Genomic DNA, 18,286 nt, shown 5'->3' on the forward strand with positions numbered 1-18,286 from the left:
AAGATGAAGAAATTTGTAGCAGGTGCGTTGCGAGCGAGAAATTTTTATAGTGTTAGCTGGCATCGATATAGTAAGGCAAAATGAAGAAGCCCTGACAGAGAATGAGCAAACACTAAATTTTATCCGAGCAGATTATAGGGCATTTGATTTTTGCCAAGAAATGGCTTATAAAATTTAGTAAATTTATGCTCACCCAGCCTAAATTCTCTTTTATAAATTTAAACTACAAACAAGCGAATTTTTTAGCAAATTTATACAGCTACTAGGCGAAATTTAGCTTATAACACTCGCACAGGCACCATGAATTTACAACTCGAAAGAAGTTATCAAATTCACTCCTTCAGGCGAGCTCTTGCCTAGTCGAATTTCAGCAAAGCGCCCATGTAATGGTTGGCAGAAAAAGGATGGAGCGAATTCTAGTAAGCAAAAATTAAAATTTGCTACATTTAATCCACGAACAAGCAAATTTTTTGTCAAATTTGGTCGCCACATAAAACCAAGAGTAGTCAAAGCTTTTTGTAAAAAGTATTATTAAAGCGATATCCCATTACCAAATTTAGCTAGATATTAGGCAAAATTTAGCTTAAAAATACTCACGCAAGTACTAAAAATTTGTAAGCTCGCAAGAGAGTCGATTTGCCTAGATTATTTTCAGCACAACATCCATATGAGCGATAACAAAGCGGGTAAATTCCAGCAAGTAAAGACCAAAATTTACTAAATTTAAACCACATCCAAATTTTGCCTATCAAATTTAACCATAAGGTATATCAACCCTGCAAACGCCTTTGCATAAATTTAATACATATAAAAATGATAGGATTTTTGGAAAATAATTATTTATAAGTTTTTGTATTAAAAATTTAATGTAACAAAGAGCAAGCCCTAGCCTGCTCTTTGTGAAAATTTAACCCTTTTTTGGAGTTACAAGCATATTTACATAACGACCTTCTATTATAGGCTCTTTGTCGCGGTCAGCCTCATCCTTGATCATCTCCCAGACCTTCTCAAGCATAGCTACGCCAGCTTCTGGAGTGCTCATCTCGCGACCCTTTAAAAATACACGAAATTTAACGTGTTTGCCATCTTGCAAAAACTCACTTGCGTGCTTAACCTTGTAGTTTATATCGTTTTGGGCGATCTTAACAGAGAGTTTTATCTCTTTTATCTCGATGGTTTTTTGCTTTTTCTTGGCCTCTTTTTGCTTTTTCTCTTGCTGATAGCGAAATTTACCATAGTCCATTATCTTGCAAACTGGCGGCTTCGCATCTGGCGCTATAAGCACTAGATCAAGCCCAAGCTTATTTGAGATCTCTAAAGCCTCTTCTCTTGATATGACACCGTATGCTGTGCCATCATCCCCTACACATCTTACCTCTCTCGCCCTTATGTCCTCATTGAGCAATACTTCATTTTCCTTACTCAAAAATGTACCTCACTAAGTTTCTCCTTCGTTAAATTTATAAATTCCGCCAAGCTCATATCGCTCTGCGTCCTAGCCTGTCTGTCGCGTAGCGCAACGCTCTTGTTCGCTACTTCGTTGTCACCTAGCACGACTATCATAGGCACCCTTTGTTTTTCAGCCGTTCTTATTCTTTTATTTAAACTCTCATTTTTACTTGCGATCTCGCTATCGATATTGATCTTTCTTAGCTCGCGTGAAATTTCTTTTGCGTAGTCTAAATGTGCGTCGCTAATAGGTACAATGACGACTTGCGTAGGAGCGATAAAAAATGGTAGCTCACCAGCAGTGTGCTCAAGTAAAATTCCTATGAATCTCTCAAAACTGCCAAGCAGTGCTCTGTGAAGCATTACGGGGCGTTGTCTTTCGTTGTTTGCATCGATGTATCCTAGATCAAAGCGCTCTGGCAAGTTAAAATCAACTTGTATCGTGCCGCACTGCCACTTTCTCTTAAGCGCATCAGTGATCTTAATGTCGATTTTTGGACCGTAGAATGCGCCGCCGCCCTCATCGATACCGTATTTAAAGCCATTTTCATCAAGAGCTTCTTTTAGCGCTTTGGTCGCCGTTTCCCAAATTTCATCTCCGCCGATCGCTTTTGCAGGCTTGGTTGAAATCTCCATCTCGTAGTGGAAACCAAAATTTTCCATTATTTTGCCAGCAAATTTCAAAATTTCTAAGATATTTTCTTTGATCTGGCTTGGCATACAAAAGATATGTGAGTCATCTTGCGCAAATTCTCTAACCCTGAAAAGTCCGTGTAAAACGCCACTTTTTTCATGGCGGTGCACGACGCCGTATTCGAAAAATTTAAGCGGCAAGTCGCGGTAAGAGCGGATGTCACTTTGATAGACTTTAATGTGACCAACGCAGTTCATCGGCTTTATGCCGTATTCTGCCTCATCGATCGTTGTAAAGTACATATTTTCTTTATAGTTTGCGTAGTGACCGCTTCTTCTCCACACATCAGCCTTTAAAAGCTCTGGACCACGCACTGGCTCGTAGCCACGGTCGCGGTGAGCTTTGTATAAAATTTGCTCTAGTTTTGATCTCAAGCGTCCGCCGTATGGTAGCCAGATCGGTAGGCCGCCACCCACTTCGTCGTCAAATGTAAATAGCTTCATCTCTGTACCAAGTTTTCTATGGTCGCGCTTTTTAGCCTCTTCGATGATGCGGATGTGCTCTTTTAGGCTCTCTTTGTCTGCGTAAGCTGTGCCGTAAATTCTAGTTAGCATCTCACGGCTCTCATCACCGCCTAGATACGCCCCAGCCACGCGCGTAAGTTTGAAAAATCTTAAAAATTTAGTATTTGGCACATGTGGTCCGCGGCAAAGGTCTTCAAAATCGCCTTGTGAGTAGCTGCTCACTTCGCCATCTGGAATTCTTTTTAAGACCTCTTGTTTTAGGTCGTCATCTTTAAATTTATCGCTCATATTAGCTTTGGTTGAGCAGGTTTTGACGATGTCAAATTTCTTCTCAGCAAGCTCTTTCATCTTATCTTCGATCGCTGCTAGATCGCTCTCGCCTAGCTTCGTACCCTCATCATCAACTCTAAAATCATAATAAAATCCATCTTCTACGTTTGGTCCGACAAAAAATTTCGCCTTTGGATAGAGTGATTTGATAGCTTGTGCCATTAGGTGCGCACAGGAGTGTCTGATAACGTGCAGTGCTTCTTTTGAGTTGTCAAAATAGATAGGCTCAGCACTACTTTCGCGCCCTACGATACTTTGAGTATCGACTATTTCGCCATTTAGTTTGTATGCGATGATATCGCTCATTGTTTTTCCTTATATCAAATTGTCTTTTTTACGATAAAAGAACGATTAAGGATTTTATCAAAATGGGCTTTAAGCTAAACTTAATATTTACTAAGCAAATTTTTATAAATTCTTTTTAAATCCACAAGCTTTGATATATAAATTTTTTATAAAATATTTATATTTATATTTATATTTAAATGTGTAAATCCCTAAATTTAAAGCTTTTTATTTATATAATTTATTATATTTTAAGATTATGCCTGATAATATTTGTTCTTGAAATGAATTTAGCAATTTCTCGTCTTTGCATTATTTAAATTCATTTTTCTCCCGACAATATTTAGTGCTAGGAAGTGGTTAGCCTAGCACTTTTCTTTTGCAAATTTAACAAACACTGGCTTTACTATCCTGGCGTAGTCTTTTGCGTTTAGGACGATAGATCTATCAAGAAGCCCCGCATTAAAGGCGATCTCCTCATTTCGCTCTAGCAAACTCTCATCCACAACAAGGTGCAAATTTTTATGAAAGCTAAATGGTGGCACTGAACCAAAAACACAATCTGTCAATGCCAAAACTTCATCTGGACTAGCTAGGCTTGCTCTTTTGCCGTCAAATTTTTGTGTCAAGCTATCAAGATTTGCTTGCATATCGGCTGGCAAAATAGCCAAAATATAAATTTTACCAGCCTTCATCGCTGGCTTTTCATCGCTTAGCAAATAATCATTTAGCACATTTTCATCTTTAAAAATTTGCCTAAATTTTTCCTCATCTACCCCTTTTATAGAGCAAACTAGAGCCTTTGCGCCTTGGCTCATCTTTGTTCCCCTAAGTTTTGCCACCTCTTCTGAAGTGGTCGCACTCTCATGATTTAGGACTTTAAATTTGGCTTCATTCTTGCTAAGAAGCTCATATATCTTATTAAAAATTTGCTCAGACACAACTCTTTCCTTTAGATAAATTTTAGTTAAAATTATACCGCTAAAACTTACAAAAGGCAGGAAAATGCAGATAAATTTAGATGATATAAAGATTGAGCCAAGCTGGAAAGAGGTGCTAAAAGATGAGTTTTTGAGTGAAAATTTCGCGCGTATCAAAGAAAATTTCTTAAAAGTAAAGAGTACTGGCGTCGTCTATCCACCAAGTGCGCTTATTTTTAATGCATTTAATCTAACGCCTTTTCACTCTGTCAAAGTCGTCATCCTAGGCCAAGATCCATACCACGGTGCAAATCAAGCCATGGGGCTAAGCTTTTCGGTACCAAATGGCGTAAAAGTCCCGCCAAGTCTTGTAAATATCTATAAAGAAATTTACGCTGATCTTGGTATAAAAGAGCCAAATAGCGGCGATCTCACAAAATGGGCAAAGCAAGGCGTGCTGCTTCTAAACTCAACTTTAAGCGTTAGCGCTGGAGTGGCAAATTCCCACGCAAGCTTTGGCTGGCAGGGCTTTACTGACGCTGTAATAAAAAAAGTTAGCCAAAATTTACAAAACGTAGTTTTCATGCTTTGGGGCAATCCAGCTAGAGCCAAAGTACCGCTCATTAACGCCAGCAAGCACCTCATCTTAGAGGCAGCACATCCAAGCCCACTGGCTCGTGGAGCATTTTTTGGCTGCAGACACTTTTCAAAGGCAAATATCTACCTAGCAAACCACGGCAAAACGCCAATAGACTGGGATCTAAACGTAAAAATTTGATCTATTTTTTTAGATCATTTAAAAGTTTGTTTGTCTCTTCAAGCTTTCTTTTGCAAAATTTCTCATCTTTGTTTTGAAGTATCATCGCCTCTTGGCCGCTTTGTCTTTGTTTAAACTCATCAAATTTAAGCTCAAAAAGTCTTAACGCCTTTTCATCGTTTGCGAGTCGCTTGCTCTCTTTGGCATAAAACTCGTCAAGATAGAGCCTACTTTGTTTGATATATTCATTGCAAACATCGTTTGCATGGACTAAATTTACGCCAAGTAAAATGGCAAAAATAGCTATTTTTTTCATGTTTTTCCTTGAAATTTTTGCGTTATACTAGCCTTTAAGCACTTAAATTTTAAAATGCTCTTTCAAAAAAAAGGATAAAAAATGAGACGAAAAGATAGAGAGCTAAGCCGTGAAGATGGCTTAAAAATCATAGATGAATGCGAATATGCGGTAATTTCATGCGTGGATGATGAGGGAGAAATTTTTAGCGTACCGATCTCGCCTGTTAGAGTTGGTGAAAGCATTTTTATACACGGAGCTACCGCTGGCTGTAAGGCAAAACTACTTCAAGATGGACGAAAAGTAGAGTTTGTCTGCTTTAGTTTTAACAAAGTCCCGTATCTAAGCGAAAGCGAGCTAGATGCGATAAAAGACGATGGCAAGGCACTTGGAGGCAAGGTTTTTACGACTGAGTACAAAAGTGCCATCGCAAAAACTAGAGTTTACGAGATCACAGACGAAGCTAAAAAATATGAAATTTTAAAAATTCTTAGCCAAAAATACACCGCCTACGCGATGAGCACCTTTGACGTGGCGGCAGAGTATGGGCTAAAAAATATGAAAATTTACGAGCTAAAGATAGAGAGCCTTAGCGCAAAGGCCAAAATTTTGCCAAAAGCGGTAAAGGAGTAAATTTGAGCTCACTTGCACTGATGTTTAGACCAAAAAGCTTGGATGAAATTTGCGGGCAAAAGGCAGTTAAAGCGGCTTTTTTAAAATTTATAGCCACCTGGAAGATCCCACACTCCATCTTTTATGGTCCAGCAGGTTGTGGTAAGACGAGCTTTGCAAGGGCTGTGGCAAGCGGTGCAAACTACGACTTTTACGAGTTTGATGGCGGAAATTTGAAGATAGATGACTTTCGCAAAATTTTAAAAAACTACGAAAACGCCTTAAATAAACCACTCTTTTTCATAGACGAGATCCACCGCCTAAGCAAAACCCAGCAAGAAGCACTGCTAATCCCCATGGAAAACTACAAAGCCCTAGTTATCGGCGCTAGTACGGAAAATCCCTTTTTCACGCTAAGCTCAGGCATCAGAAGCCGCTCGATGCTCTTTGAGTTTAGGCCGCTTAGTAGTGACGATTTTGAGGAGCTTCTTGGCAAGATCAGGGAGCAAATTTCTTTTAGCATAGATGATGAAGCCAAAGAATATTTATTTAAAAGTAGTGGTGGTGACGCAAGAGCTATGCTAAATTTACTCGAATTTGCCGTCACACTTGATGAAAATGTGAGCCTGAAAAATTTAAAGACACTACGTCAAAACGCCCTAAAAGAGGGAGCAAAAGAGGACGACACGCACTACGAGCTAGCAAGTGCTTTTATAAAAAGCATGCGTGGAAGCGACGAAAACGCCGTCATCTACTACCTCGCAAGGCTCATAGACTCTGGCGAGAGTGCAGACTTCATCGCTAGAAGGATGGCGATATTTGCTAGCGAAGACATCGGCAATGCAAACCCAAATGCACTAAATTTAGCCGCAAGTACGCTTAGTGTGGTAAAGGAGATAGGCTTTCCAGAGGCTAGGATCATACTAGCTCAGTGCGCCATCTATCTAGCTAGCTCGCCAAAGTCAAACTCCAGCTACAATGCGATAAATGCTGCCCTAAGATACGTGCAAAGTGAAGAAATTTTAAAAATTCCGCCATATCTAAAAAACCACACAAAAGAGAGCAAAGACTACCTTTATCCGCATGATTTTGGCGGCTGGGTCGAGCAAAAATACCTAGAAAAACCGCTCGTTTTTTACAAAAGCAAGGGCATAGGCTTTGAAAAAACACTAAATGAGTGGCTAGAAAAGATAAGATCAAAAGGTTAAAATTAGACTTTATTCTATCAAATTTAAAAGAGCTCTTTTCAATTTACGGCAAGTATAAGGGTGAAATTTAAAAAAGGAGTGCAGATGAACGAGCAAAATTTGGCATATATAGCAAATTTAAAGATAGAAAACGTGCCATGGCAGAGACTAAGCTGTAGTTACGGTACGGCGGAGCTTTTTGCACAAATTTTAAACTCCCTTGCAAAGGCTGTGAAAAGTAGCAAATTTGATAAAAATGAGCTTGGTGGGCTGCTTGATGAGATAGTGGCTCAGTGCGAGTATCAAGAGACATTTTGGCACACAACGCCCTTTGCGCTCGTTTTTTTAGTGCGAATTTATAAAAGTACGCTAAGCGAAAAAGGCGATGCAGCTAAATTTATCTCACGTAAGCTTGAAGAGTTTTTTAAATTTATGCTTGAAATTTGCGAAAAAGTAGAGCAGATGGATCATGCAAAGCCGCTTGCAAAGATGGAGCAGATGCTAGAGCCAAAGTATCTTGATATCGTAGATCAAGACGAGCTAAGCTATGATGATAGGCTATTTTACAGCTTTTACTACTACTCACATATCGTTTTACAGAGTACTGGAATAAAATTTTAACCCGGCCATAATTTTTTAGCTATTAATTTAAATTTTATATTTTTTCAAATATACTTTTCGAATTCAAATCAATCACGAAAGTTAAAAAATGCCTACAAATTTTGCTGAAATTTTAAATAATTGTGTCGAAAGTATAAATTCATTTCTCTGGGGCCCATACTTCCTTATCGCCCTACTTTGCGGCACTGGACTCTTTTTTACCATTAGGCTTGGCTTTGTTCAAATTTTTAAGTTTAAAATGGGGCTAAAAGAGCTTTTTGGAAATTTCTCACTCCACGGCGAAGCGGCTGGCAAGGCCGGCATGAGTCAGTTTCAAGCAGTCGCAACTGCTATCGCCGCACAAGTAGGTACTGGCAATCTAGTGGGCGCAACGACGGCTCTTATCATGGGAGGACCTGGGGCTATATTTTGGATGTGGTGTGCCGCATTTTTAGGCATGGCTACAAATTTTGCTGAAATTTGCCTCGCTCAAATTTACCGCACAAAAGATGACAGCGGTCATACAATAGGCGGACCAGCATTTTACATAAGCCGAGGTTTAAAAGGTAAATTGGCAAAAATTTTAGCTGGATTTTTCGCTATCGCTATCATCATTGCACTTGGTTTTATTGGCAACATGGTTCAAGCAAACTCCATATCAGATGGCTTTAGTGGTGCTTTTGGTATACCACAGTGGCTAACTGGTGCCTTTTTGGCGATAGTTTGTGCAATCATCTTCATAGGTGGCGTAAAAGCGATCGCAAGAGTAGCTGAAAAGATCGTGCCTATCATGGCTCTACTTTACGTAGGTGTAGGACTAACTATCATATTTTTAAATTTCCAGCAAATTCCAGAAGCAGTCTCGCTCATTTTTAGAGCCGCATTTGATCCTTCAGCGGCTTGGGGTGGAGCTACTGGAGCTAGCATAGCAGCTGCGATGAGATACGGCATAGCAAGAGGGCTTTTTAGTAATGAAGCTGGCATGGGCTCAACTCCACACGCACACGCTGCAGCTAACGTCAAACACCCAGTCGATCAAGCAGTACTTGGCATAATGAGCGTATTTGTAGATACTTTTATCGTTTTAAATATAACTGTTTTTGTAGTACTTACCGCAAATGTCATCAGCTTTGAAAACGGCAAGGCAGTCTTTACAGGTATCACCTTGGTGCAAGAGGCCTTTTCGTCGCACATATTTGGCAAAACTGGCGGTTATAGCTTTGTAGCGATCTGCCTATTTTTCTTTGCATTTACAACGATTCTTGGATGGTACTACTTTGCTGAGATCAACGTAAGATACCTTCTTGGGGCAAAGGCGGTCAGAGCTTTTCAAATTTTGGTAGTCGTTTTTGTATTTTTGGGAAGCTTACAAAAGGTTGATTTTGTCTGGAGCCTAGCAGATATGTTTAATGGCTTGATGGTCGTACCAAATTTAATTGCCATCATCATTTTAAGCCCTATTGTGGCAAAGCTTTTAAAAGATCACGATGCTGGTAAAGAGTATGATGTGAAAGATTATTTAAAATAAGTCTTTACCGCATCTTTATAAAATTTACTAATAATTAATTTTTAAATCTCTTTTTTGGGATGTTTTGTTAGAAGTGGTGGCCCCGAATGGACTCGAACCATCGACCACTACCATGTCAAGGTAGTGCTCTACCAACTGAGCTACGGGACCAAAGATTTGGGATTATATTTTATTTTCTATTTTATTTAGCTTAATTCTTTAGTAATTAAATTTATTTATAAGCAGTAAATGCAATGGAAAAAATTAGAATTAGCTAACGCTTACCTCGCAGTTATCGGTAAAGATGAAAACTACCTAGTCAATATCTGCAACTCACAAGTTATCGCCACAAAAACCTCTTGGCACCCCTAAAGAGCTAAAATGTGTAAGCTGCCACTATGATGTAGGACATGGTGCTAGCTTTGGAAATTATCTTGAATACTGGAAGCTAACATATAAAATTTATGAAAATAAGATGCTGGAGCAAAAGATTGATACTAAAAATTCTTCAAAGACGAGTTTAAACCTACAAAAGATGAATAGGAATTTTAAAACAAAAGGCTGACAAGAATAATACAAAATCAGTTAGTGGACTAACGGGGTAGAAGTCTAGCCTAGAAAACTAGTGAGCTTGTCTTGGTTTTATTATTTAAATCACGATGAACTTGCCGAAGTCAAGTCAATATAAATTTTTAAATTAAAAACCTAAAAATGGCAATGTGCTATTTCCCAATAATAATTTTTGCAAGTCTTTCATTCTTTTCATTTATGTTAAATTTTACTTCAGCTATTTTTCTGCTTTCCATACCCATTTGGACTATCATTTCTGAATTTTGTATAAAATAAATCATCTTTTGTGCCAAAATTTTACTATCAAATGGTGGCACCAAGAATCCATTTACTCCATCTTCAACAGTTTCTTTGCATCCTACGCCATTTGTGGTTATTACTGCCCTTCCTATTGCCATGGCTTCCTGCGTACTTCTTGGCACACCTTCTCTGTAATACGAAGGCAAGACAAAAATGGAACTATTCACTATCCGTTCTTTTATATCATTTACGAAGCCAGGATATATAACTACGCCACTATCAAGATAAGGTTTTAGCTCTTCTTGCGTTAATCCAAATGGATTGTGCTCATCAAAACCACCAAATATATAAAACTTTACATCTTTATATTTTTCTTTTACGATTTTAGCTGCCTCTAAATACTCAAATATTCCCTTTTCTGCAAGAAGTCTTGCTATAAAAATAAAACTTATAGGATCAGTATTTGCTTTAGTATATGAGAATTTATCAAGATCAACACCTATACCACCTAATATATTTATGGACTTTACTTTTATATTGTATCTATCAATCAAATCCTTTTTATCGTCATTATTTAAAAATATAAGCTCGTCAAGAGATGGTAGTGAAATTTTATATAAAAAAACTTGTATAGTTTTGATAATTTTTGCCTTTTTTGTTTGCCCATTTTTATGAACTGTAAAAGCCCCGCCAAGCCCTTCTATCATGCCTACTATTCGTGGCACTCTTGCTATTTTTGCGGCTATAGTTGCAAAAATAACTGGTTTAACAAAAAAAGAAAAAATCGCATCTGGCCTATATTGCCTAAATAGTTTAACCAAATCATATGTAGCAATGAGATCTTTAAATGGATTTAGCCCTTTTGCATTTAAAGTGTGGTCAAGCGGTTTTGCACCCAATGAGATTATTTTTTTTCTACTTTTTTCATTGTAGTCACTAACTAAACAGTAGACATCATGCCCTTTTGATACAAGTAATTTTATGAGCTCTTCTCTAAAATTTATCATCATAGACGAGACATTACCGATTATAAAAATTTTCATAGCAACTCCAATCATATGAATCTAAAAATTTCTAAGCTTAATAAATACTTTTTTTGCAAAAACAAAAATTTGTGGGAACCCTATAAAAACAGTGCTATATAAAATTTTATAGATTATATTTCTATTGATTTGAAAAACGTATTTTATATTATTTGCTTCTGGGCATATAGCATTTATTTGTTTTTTAAAATCACTTTCAGAATAATCCAAAGTAAATTTTAAAATAGTAGGAATGTGAAATTTAAAATATTCATCAAAAAGATCTTTTTGTATCAAAAAATTCTTTACAGCTCTGCTAAAATCAGCAAAATCATCAAGAGCTTTTTTATTATTTGAAAAACTACTAGAAAGCGAATTAGGATTTGTTCTATAGTGATAAAATGGTTTTGCAATGTGAGTAATTTTTTTTGCCCAATAAACAAGCTGTAAATTTACAAAACTATCTTCACAGTGTGAAAAATATGGAAATTCAACATTTTCATAAAGCTCTCTTTTAACCAATTTATCACACATGGAAACAGAAATTTCATGAGATAAAATAGCTTTTACAAAGTTCAAATTAGACTTTGGGTAATTTTTTGTATAAAAAAAACTTTTTACAACGCTTTTTTTATTAAATTCTTTAATATAGTCAAAACAAACTATGTCTGCATAACTTTTTCTAGCTTCACTCATCAAAGAACTTACCATATCTTTATCGACCCAGTCGTCACTATCTACATGTAAAATGTATTTGCCACTTGATATTTTCAACCCACTTTTTCTAGCTTGCGGTAAGCCTTCATTTTTTATTTTATTAATGATTTTTACATGGCTTTTTCTATTTGGGTATCTTTCAATAATATCCTTCAAAATTTTCATAGAACTATCTGGAGTGCAATCATTTACAAAAATATACTCTATATTGTTATAGTCTTGCTCTAAAAGCGTAGTTGCACATTTTTCTATATATTTCTCCACATTATATATGGGAACTATTATAGAAACACCATAGTCTTTCATTTATATATCTTTATAATTTTCTAAAATTTTTAATAAGTCTTAAAATAAATAGAGTAGTTTGCACAAATTTATTTTCGCCCATCACCACCTGAACTCTATAAAATTCACAAAGAGCTCCTAACATATCAATACTACTAACTCCATAATTTGAAAATTTACCTACAACACTTTTTACAACTTTTATCTTTGCCCCATAATTTGCAGCAGTCAATACAAATAGCTGATCTGCCGCTATTGGAAATTTTCTTGAATAGTAACCAAGTTTTTGATGAAGACTTGTGCGGTATATTGAGCCTACAGCATGTCCAGAGATGTAGTGAGCTTGTGCCTTTAGCCATCTTGGTCCACCATTTGGCTCAATTTTGCCATTATTAGTATCAATACAAGCTGTTATTATGTCTACACCGTCCCCCATGGCTTTCTTATAATCTTTAATAGCATTTGGATAAAGCTCATCATCAGCACCGATAACAAGATAGAATTCTCCATTACAAGCTTTTATGCCTCTATTTAAAGCATCATAAATCCCAAAGTCTTCGCCCGAAATTACTTTTATATTTATCCCGCCAGTATTTTTTAAAATTTCTAAAGTCTTATCGCTAGACACTCCATCAGAAATGATCCACTCAAAATCTTTATCGACTTGCTCTTGTAGACTTTTTATTAATCTAGGTAAGAATTTTTCTACATTATAAGTTGCGGTAATTACACTAAGTCTTGTGGGCCTTTCTTCATAATTTTTATAGTAGATATCTTTATTCATTGGTTTCTTTTAATATGTTATTCACCTCATCAGTCTTATTTAATAATTTTTCTATCAATCTTAATAGATCTTTTGAATAATTATCGAAGCTTAACTCTTTATAAAAAAAATCTATGCAAGCTTTATTAATATGCCGAGATGGTTTAAAGTGTTCTAATATAACTGGAATTTCTTCTATACTTTTTATAGAAAAACCTAAATTATTCTTTTTAATACTCTCATCCAAAATTTTATTTTTTGTAGTTATAATTGGTAATCCATTTTGCAAATAAGTACTTATTTTCCCAGAAGCTAGCCCAATAAATTCAATATTTTTTCCCGTATATTTATTGGCAAAATTAGGACAATATGTTGCTAACCCCAAATCTGCGCAATGTAATATTTTATGCATATCGCCAGTATCTTTTATTTTTATATTTGAAAAATATACTTTCTTATTCTTGTATTTAAGAATATGTGGGTATAGCTTATTTACTTTTTTTTGTGTATCACCATATCTATCATGTAAAACAAATACCCAAGAATCTGGAAAATTATCAACATTTGCTAAAACCTTGTCAATACAAGTCCATCTATCAACCGATCCTATAAATATTAATATGTTCTTATCTTTTGGAATATCAAGCTCATCATAAATTAAATACTCTTTTTTATAAGAAAAAAAATCTGATGATGATACTGGTATTGTGAAAATTTTTTTACTACTTATTTTATTTTCTTCAGAAAGAAATCTTGCCCTGATATCATCTTGAGTTATTGCAAAATCTAATTCTTGTGATGCATTTATTTCTATTTTTTTTTCTTTGTAGCCACATTCATCATAAAAAAAAATTTCATACGATATAAGTCCAAATGGAACTTTTATTCTTTTTGCAAATTCGCTTGCCAATAGTAGCCCAAGTTGATCTACACCTATAATCAAATCATACAAATCTCTTGAGAAATATTTTTTTTCAAAAAATTTATAAAAAAATTTAAATAAAAAACGATTCCATAAAATTCTATTAAATATTCTATTGAATATTTTATTGTAAACCTTAACTATATGTTTAAACTCAAGGCTATCATATGCCACCTTTAAATTCGGTAAAAAAATTTCTAAACTATAGTTAGCATTCAATAACTTAATTATTGAATATAAATTTGGATTATTATAAATATTTCCTTCAGGATGAATAATCAAAATTCTTTTCTTACTATCCATGTCACATTCCAACTCTTAAAACTAGGTTTTCTATAGCTCATCCATTCATATTTCTTTAAAATCTTAAGACCAACCGTTTCACAAATAAATTCTAGCTCCGTATCAAAAAAATACCTCATTTTGTGCAATTCTTTTTTTTCTACTACTTTTTTCGATATCTTATCTTCTATAAAAATATCATAGTTCACGTCTACAATATTTCTTTGGGCATAAATAATAGGCTCTGCAAGTCTTGTTATTTTTATATTCTTATCTTCAAGTCTCTTAATTCTAGTTACCGGCAAATCCGTAAGCACGGCTGGTCCATACCAAAAATCAAAAATAAAAATTCCATGTGTATTTAAATGCTTCTTAGCTATCTCAAATACTTTTAATAGCTCACTATTCGTATTTTGATAACTCATAACATGAAACAAGGAAGTAGTTACATCAAATTTTTTATCAATATTTAAATTTTGAATACTTGAATGACTAAAATCAAGCCTGTCTTCCTTTCCAATCTTTCTTTTATTTGCAATTTTAAGCATATCTTGGCTTAAGTCTATACCGTGAACTTTATAGCCCTTTTCACATAAAAGTTCAGCATGTTTTCCGGTGCCACAGCCCATATCTAGCAACGTTTTAGCATTTTGACAATTCTTTTTTATTAGAAAATCTATATATTCAACTTCACCAGAATAATTTTTATCTTCATAAAGAAGATCATAGTATTTTGAATATAAATCTCCAAATTGTTTCATTTTAAAACCTCATGCATAATTTTCGAAACTTCTTTTATTTGTTCTTCCGTAATTGCTAGGCCACTTGGAATATAAAATCCTCTTTCATAAAGTTTTTTAGCATTTGGATAGTCTTCATTTTTAAAAAGTCCCATATTTTTAAAAACTGGTTGTTCATGCATGGGATAAAAAAAAGGTCTGGTTCCAACTCCTTTAATAGCAAGTTCTTGCATAATATCTTTTGCTATTTTTTTGCAAACATCTTTAAGTGTAATGGCAAATACCCAATAAATATTTTCTGCAAATGGCTTATTTTTTATAGGTAAATTTATGGTATCTATATCGCCGAGCAGCTCCTGATACATACTGCCTATCCATCTTTTTTTAATTATATGTTCCTTTATCCTTTCCAATTGTGCAACTCCGAGTGCCGCCTGGATATTTGTCATTCTAAGATTGCTCCCAAGTCTTTCGTGAATAAATCTTTTCTTTCCATCTGACGAAAAACAAAGATTTCTTAAACTTTTGCATTTCTCATACAAATTTTCATCATCTGTTAATACCATGCCACCCTCACCAGTTGTAACATGTTTATTTGGATAAAAACTAAATATACTTATATCGCCAAAAGACCCACACATTTTATTGTTATATGTCTGTCCATGCATCTCGGCTGCATCTTCTATAATTCTAAGATTATATTTTTTTGCCAAATTTAAAATCGGATCAATATCCACAGGTAGCCCATATATATGAACAACCATTATGGCTTTTGTATTTGGTGTAATTTTTGCCTCAATATCTTCCACTTTCATATTAAAGCTATCATACTCGCTATCTACTAATACTGGCTTTGCCCCAACTTTCACAACTGCTTGAGCACAAGATATTATTGTAAAACTAGGCATTATAACTTCATCATTTTTACCAAGCTCAAGCGCTTCTATAGCCATCTCAAGAGCAGCGGTTCCATTTGTTACAGCAACAGCATATTTTCTACCTATATAGCTAGACATATTTTCTTCAAATTTTTTTATAAATGGACCTTCGCTACTTATCCACCCAGTATCTATACACTCATTTAGATATTTTTTTTCATTACCATTTAGTAATGGCTCATTTACTGGTATAAAGTCCATCATTTAATCTCCAATCTTTCTTTTTGCACTGGTTCAAACCTTATTTTATCCATTTCCCCTGCATAAGGACCTTGCTTTACTTCAATAATTTCACTTTCTTCTATCATCTCAAAACCATGTCCGCCAAAAGCTAGAAGTACTACGTCTCCTTTGTTGAGTATAGTGCTTTGCAAATAATTTTTATTGTCATCATAAAAATCAACTCTTACTTTACCACTTTTAATATATAAAACCTCTTGAGTATACTGAACTTCTCTAGATACTGCATTATGAACATGTGGAGGAATTACATAATTTTTAGGTCTTTTCATGTATGCGAGCTGCTGAGAAAAATCATCCGGAGTAAAAAATTCTATTCCATCCTTTTCATAGTTTGCTCTTATGATTACTGATAATAATTTTTGATTATATGTTATATTTTGTATCATTATAACCTCTTTAATATTTTATTTCCTTCTGAAACCAAGCTATCTATGCTATTAAATTTCTTTATAAGTCTATAGCAATTTTCGGATATAAAATTTGCAAATGCTTTATCTTTTATTAATTTTATTACAGCATTAGCAAAGTCCACTTCATTATCGGCCAATAACACCTCTATTTTATCTTTAACCGGAATCCCTTCAGCTCCCAAAGTAGTAGAAACAATTGGCTTTTTACATGCCGCTGCTTCCATTATTTTAAACCTAGTTCCTGACTCAAATTGCAATGGCACCAAAGCTACATCAATTGATCTTAGGTATGGCAATACAGAATCAACCTTTCCAAGTATAGAAATAGAGCTTTCGTTGATATCACAAAGAGTCTCTTTCGACCCATTACCAATAATATAAAAATGAATATCTTGTATATCCTTTTTTATTAAAGGAAAAATATTGTTTATAAACCATCTTGTGGCTTTATCCATAGGGCTTTTGGGACTAAATGTTCCAGCCAAATAAATACTAGGTGAAATAAAGTCTGACGGTATATCAACAGGTATAGAATATTCTGACAAATCTATTACATTTGAAAATAACATTATTTTCGATTTATCTTCTGCCAAATCTTTATAATATTCTGCATCCACTGTTGAAACTGCGGTAGTAATATCACAAACATTAACCCATTCTTTTTCTTCTAACTCTTTTTTTAACCCATCACTTTTGATTTGTTTTATTCTTTTAGAATCAGTTTCATATGGCAATTCCCTCAAAATAAATCTGGACCAAACACTATCAGTATCACACACAATTTTTAAGCATGGATTAATCTTCTTTACTTCTTTTATTAAATCATATGATATATTTCCGAATCCAAACCAAACAACTTTTATGTTTTTTCTTTGTGCTAAAGAAACTATAAACTCAGCATCTTGTGCCAATGTATTTGAAAACAATCTTCTATAAACTCTTTGAATCTTTCTATAATATTTGTTGTAACAAAGATTTGATACCGATGGTGTAAAAAAAAATTCTTGGCAAATATTTTTATAGAAATTAATAGCCCTTTTACCTCCAATAAAATACTCTGCTTGCCTAGATACTACGTACAACTCAGAAATCTTTGAAAGAGCTTTTATGCTATTTTCCACTCTAAGCTGTGGTCCACCAGCTGCTGGATATTCCAAAATTGGACTCGTATATAATATTTTTTGCACTAGATCTCCTTATTTTATCTTTAGGTATTCATATGGTTTGTATAATTAATTGGAAATGTACTATTTCAATAACTATTATTAGCATTCGCAACAAAACTTTTATTTTTACTACAAATTATAGCAAAGTCAGATTTTCTTAAAATAATATTCCAGATCTTTAAGATAGCATTATTTAATAGCCTTTCAGTAATAATTGAACTAAAATACCAAATATGTCCAATATATAAAAATCTATTAAATTTATTGCCATATACATAATAAGTTTCCAAATTTAGAGTATCAATAATTATCTTGACCTCGTCTGTGCTTAGCCACCTTGATAATTTTTTTAAAAAGATTAATGGGCCACTTAAGTGTTCTAAAATATTACTTAGAAGAATATAATTATCATAATTTATTGAGTTGATAGCTAATACATCTAAAACTTCTAGTTCTTCTATAAATTTTTTGCTATATTCGATCCTGTGTGAGTCTATATAATAACTTTTTGCTAAAGAGACACTCCGCTCTTTTAGGGCAAATAAAATTCTACTAGAATAGGACCCTATCTCCATGATTCTAGTTTCAGATGGTTCCAAAGAAAGTCTATTAACAATTTCAATAAAATATTTACTCATAACTTTATATTCTAAATTAAAATGTATTTCATCGTCTAAATCCCACATACAAATAGATTGATATTCTACTGATTCATAAAAACTATTTATATCTTCTGGTCTTAATTTATTAAAATTTTTTAATAATCCACATTTTTTACATACCTCTCCATTCAAATCCTTCTTTCAACCTTACAGTCAATGCAAAATTACCCAAATTACAAATAGACAAAAAATTGCCCAATCTATATTGTCCATTTATAAGCTTTTT

General features: G+C 34.4%; 18 protein-coding genes and 1 tRNA gene. 5 read left to right on the forward strand and 14 right to left on the reverse strand.

Annotated elements, in window-relative coordinates:
* Positions 1 to 907 precede the first annotated feature (907 nt).
* From infC to CVS95_RS04430, 3 genes are all read right to left on the reverse strand, one after another.
* Positions 908 to 1,426: a translation initiation factor IF-3 gene (gene infC / locus CVS95_RS04415; protein ID WP_087586816.1), complete on the reverse strand. Its 519-nt coding sequence runs from the start codon at positions 1,424 to 1,426 to the stop codon at positions 908 to 910.
* Entirely contained in the window at positions 1,423 to 3,243 is a 1,821-nt protein-coding gene (gene thrS, locus CVS95_RS04420; protein WP_107695702.1) for a threonine--tRNA ligase, read from the reverse strand. The genes infC and thrS overlap by 4 nt, the downstream gene beginning before the upstream one ends.
* A 344-nt stretch (positions 3,244 to 3,587) precedes the next feature.
* Positions 3,588 to 4,163 carry a YbaK/EbsC family protein gene (locus CVS95_RS04430; protein ID WP_107695704.1) on the reverse strand — a complete coding sequence of 192 codons (576 nt, stop codon included), beginning with the start codon at positions 4,161 to 4,163 and terminating at the stop codon, positions 3,588 to 3,590.
* A gap of 64 nt (positions 4,164 to 4,227) precedes the next feature.
* Between CVS95_RS04430 and ung the strand changes: the two genes are divergently transcribed.
* Positions 4,228 to 4,920 (forward strand): uracil-DNA glycosylase, encoded by a 693-nt coding sequence (ung, locus tag CVS95_RS04435; protein ID WP_107695705.1) that lies wholly within the window; start codon positions 4,228 to 4,230, stop codon positions 4,918 to 4,920.
* 1 nt (position 4,921) lies between these two features.
* Here the strand turns inward: ung and CVS95_RS04440 are convergent, their stop codons facing one another.
* Positions 4,922 to 5,215, reverse strand: coding sequence for a hypothetical protein (locus CVS95_RS04440; protein WP_107695706.1), 294 nt, complete (start codon positions 5,213 to 5,215; stop codon positions 4,922 to 4,924).
* 81 nt (positions 5,216 to 5,296) lie between these two features.
* Here CVS95_RS04440 and CVS95_RS04445 point away from each other — a divergent pair, with 81 nt between their 5' ends.
* The 4 genes from CVS95_RS04445 (at position 5,297) to CVS95_RS04460 (ending at position 9,121) form a co-directional block, all read left to right on the forward strand.
* On the forward strand, positions 5,297 to 5,827 hold the full coding sequence (locus tag CVS95_RS04445; RefSeq protein WP_107695707.1) for a pyridoxamine 5'-phosphate oxidase family protein: 531 nt from the start codon (positions 5,297 to 5,299) through the stop codon (positions 5,825 to 5,827).
* Between the two features lie 20 nt (positions 5,828 to 5,847).
* A complete protein-coding gene (locus CVS95_RS04450; protein ID WP_234400032.1) occupies positions 5,848 to 7,014 on the forward strand; it encodes a replication-associated recombination protein A in 1,167 nt (388 codons plus the stop codon).
* Between the two features lie 84 nt (positions 7,015 to 7,098).
* The gene (locus CVS95_RS04455) at positions 7,099 to 7,614 is read left to right on the forward strand and encodes an ATP-dependent DNA helicase RuvA (protein WP_103648579.1); all 516 of its coding nucleotides are present in this window, start codon (positions 7,099 to 7,101) and stop codon (positions 7,612 to 7,614) included.
* 88 nt (positions 7,615 to 7,702) lie between these two features.
* Positions 7,703 to 9,121, forward strand: coding sequence for an alanine/glycine:cation symporter family protein (locus tag CVS95_RS04460; RefSeq protein ID WP_107695709.1), 1,419 nt, complete (start codon positions 7,703 to 7,705; stop codon positions 9,119 to 9,121).
* Between the two features lie 74 nt (positions 9,122 to 9,195).
* On the opposite strand, the gene CVS95_RS04465 is transcribed toward CVS95_RS04460, so the two are convergent.
* The 10 genes from CVS95_RS04465 to CVS95_RS04515 form a co-directional block, all read right to left on the reverse strand.
* A tRNA-Val gene (locus tag CVS95_RS04465) sits at positions 9,196 to 9,271 on the reverse strand.
* Between the two features lie 551 nt (positions 9,272 to 9,822).
* Complete coding sequence (locus CVS95_RS04475) at positions 9,823 to 10,953, reverse strand: glycosyltransferase family 4 protein (RefSeq protein WP_107695710.1); 1,131 nt, start codon at positions 10,951 to 10,953, stop codon at positions 9,823 to 9,825.
* Positions 10,954 to 10,974: 21 nt separating this feature from the next.
* Entirely contained in the window at positions 10,975 to 11,955 is a 981-nt protein-coding gene (locus CVS95_RS04480) for a glycosyltransferase family 2 protein (RefSeq protein WP_107695711.1), read from the reverse strand.
* A gap of 10 nt (positions 11,956 to 11,965) precedes the next feature.
* Positions 11,966 to 12,718: a glycosyltransferase gene (locus tag CVS95_RS04485; protein ID WP_107695712.1), complete on the reverse strand. Its 753-nt coding sequence runs from the start codon at positions 12,716 to 12,718 to the stop codon at positions 11,966 to 11,968.
* Complete coding sequence (locus CVS95_RS04490) at positions 12,711 to 13,922, reverse strand: hypothetical protein (RefSeq protein ID WP_107695713.1); 1,212 nt, start codon at positions 13,920 to 13,922, stop codon at positions 12,711 to 12,713. The genes CVS95_RS04485 and CVS95_RS04490 overlap by 8 nt, the downstream gene beginning before the upstream one ends.
* Complete coding sequence (locus CVS95_RS04495) at positions 13,898 to 14,662, reverse strand: class I SAM-dependent DNA methyltransferase (protein WP_107695714.1); 765 nt, start codon at positions 14,660 to 14,662, stop codon at positions 13,898 to 13,900. The genes CVS95_RS04490 and CVS95_RS04495 overlap by 25 nt, the downstream gene beginning before the upstream one ends.
* Positions 14,659 to 15,783, reverse strand: coding sequence for a DegT/DnrJ/EryC1/StrS family aminotransferase (locus CVS95_RS04500; RefSeq protein WP_107695715.1), 1,125 nt, complete (start codon positions 15,781 to 15,783; stop codon positions 14,659 to 14,661). The genes CVS95_RS04495 and CVS95_RS04500 overlap by 4 nt, the downstream gene beginning before the upstream one ends.
* A complete protein-coding gene (locus CVS95_RS04505; RefSeq protein ID WP_084109755.1) occupies positions 15,780 to 16,208 on the reverse strand; it encodes a hypothetical protein in 429 nt (142 codons plus the stop codon). Before CVS95_RS04505 ends, CVS95_RS04500 begins: the two co-directional genes overlap by 4 nt.
* Positions 16,208 to 17,419: a glycosyltransferase family 4 protein gene (locus CVS95_RS04510; RefSeq protein ID WP_107695716.1), complete on the reverse strand. Its 1,212-nt coding sequence runs from the start codon at positions 17,417 to 17,419 to the stop codon at positions 16,208 to 16,210. Before CVS95_RS04510 ends, CVS95_RS04505 begins: the two co-directional genes overlap by 1 nt.
* Before the next feature lie 65 nt (positions 17,420 to 17,484).
* Entirely contained in the window at positions 17,485 to 18,192 is a 708-nt protein-coding gene (locus CVS95_RS04515) for a hypothetical protein (protein WP_107695717.1), read from the reverse strand.
* Between the last annotated feature and the right edge of the window lie 94 nt (positions 18,193 to 18,286).

This window comes from Campylobacter concisus (genome assembly GCF_003048905.1).
Lineage (GTDB): Bacteria > Campylobacterota > Campylobacteria > Campylobacterales > Campylobacteraceae > Campylobacter_A > Campylobacter_A concisus_V.

Excerpts from the sequence above, each read along its gene's own strand:
- thrS (WP_107695702.1), bottom strand. The coding sequence starts at position 3,243 with ATGAGCGATATCATCGCATACAAACTAAATGGCGAAATAGTCGATACT.
- ung (WP_107695705.1), top strand. The coding sequence starts at position 4,228 with ATGCAGATAAATTTAGATGATATAAAGATTGAGCCAAGCTGGAAAGAG.
- CVS95_RS04440 (WP_107695706.1), bottom strand. The coding sequence starts at position 5,215 with ATGAAAAAAATAGCTATTTTTGCCATTTTACTTGGCGTAAATTTAGTC.
- CVS95_RS04445 (WP_107695707.1), top strand. The coding sequence starts at position 5,297 with ATGAGACGAAAAGATAGAGAGCTAAGCCGTGAAGATGGCTTAAAAATC.
- CVS95_RS04450 (WP_234400032.1), top strand. The coding sequence starts at position 5,848 with ATGTTTAGACCAAAAAGCTTGGATGAAATTTGCGGGCAAAAGGCAGTT.
- CVS95_RS04455 (WP_103648579.1), top strand. The coding sequence starts at position 7,099 with ATGAACGAGCAAAATTTGGCATATATAGCAAATTTAAAGATAGAAAAC.
- CVS95_RS04460 (WP_107695709.1), top strand. The coding sequence starts at position 7,703 with ATGCCTACAAATTTTGCTGAAATTTTAAATAATTGTGTCGAAAGTATA.
- CVS95_RS04475 (WP_107695710.1), bottom strand. The coding sequence starts at position 10,953 with ATGAAAATTTTTATAATCGGTAATGTCTCGTCTATGATGATAAATTTT.
- CVS95_RS04480 (WP_107695711.1), bottom strand. The coding sequence starts at position 11,955 with ATGAAAGACTATGGTGTTTCTATAATAGTTCCCATATATAATGTGGAG.
- CVS95_RS04485 (WP_107695712.1), bottom strand. The coding sequence starts at position 12,718 with ATGAATAAAGATATCTACTATAAAAATTATGAAGAAAGGCCCACAAGA.
- CVS95_RS04490 (WP_107695713.1), bottom strand. The coding sequence starts at position 13,922 with ATGGATAGTAAGAAAAGAATTTTGATTATTCATCCTGAAGGAAATATT.
- CVS95_RS04495 (WP_107695714.1), bottom strand. The coding sequence starts at position 14,662 with ATGAAACAATTTGGAGATTTATATTCAAAATACTATGATCTTCTTTAT.
- CVS95_RS04500 (WP_107695715.1), bottom strand. The coding sequence starts at position 15,783 with ATGATGGACTTTATACCAGTAAATGAGCCATTACTAAATGGTAATGAA.
- CVS95_RS04505 (WP_084109755.1), bottom strand. The coding sequence starts at position 16,208 with ATGATACAAAATATAACATATAATCAAAAATTATTATCAGTAATCATA.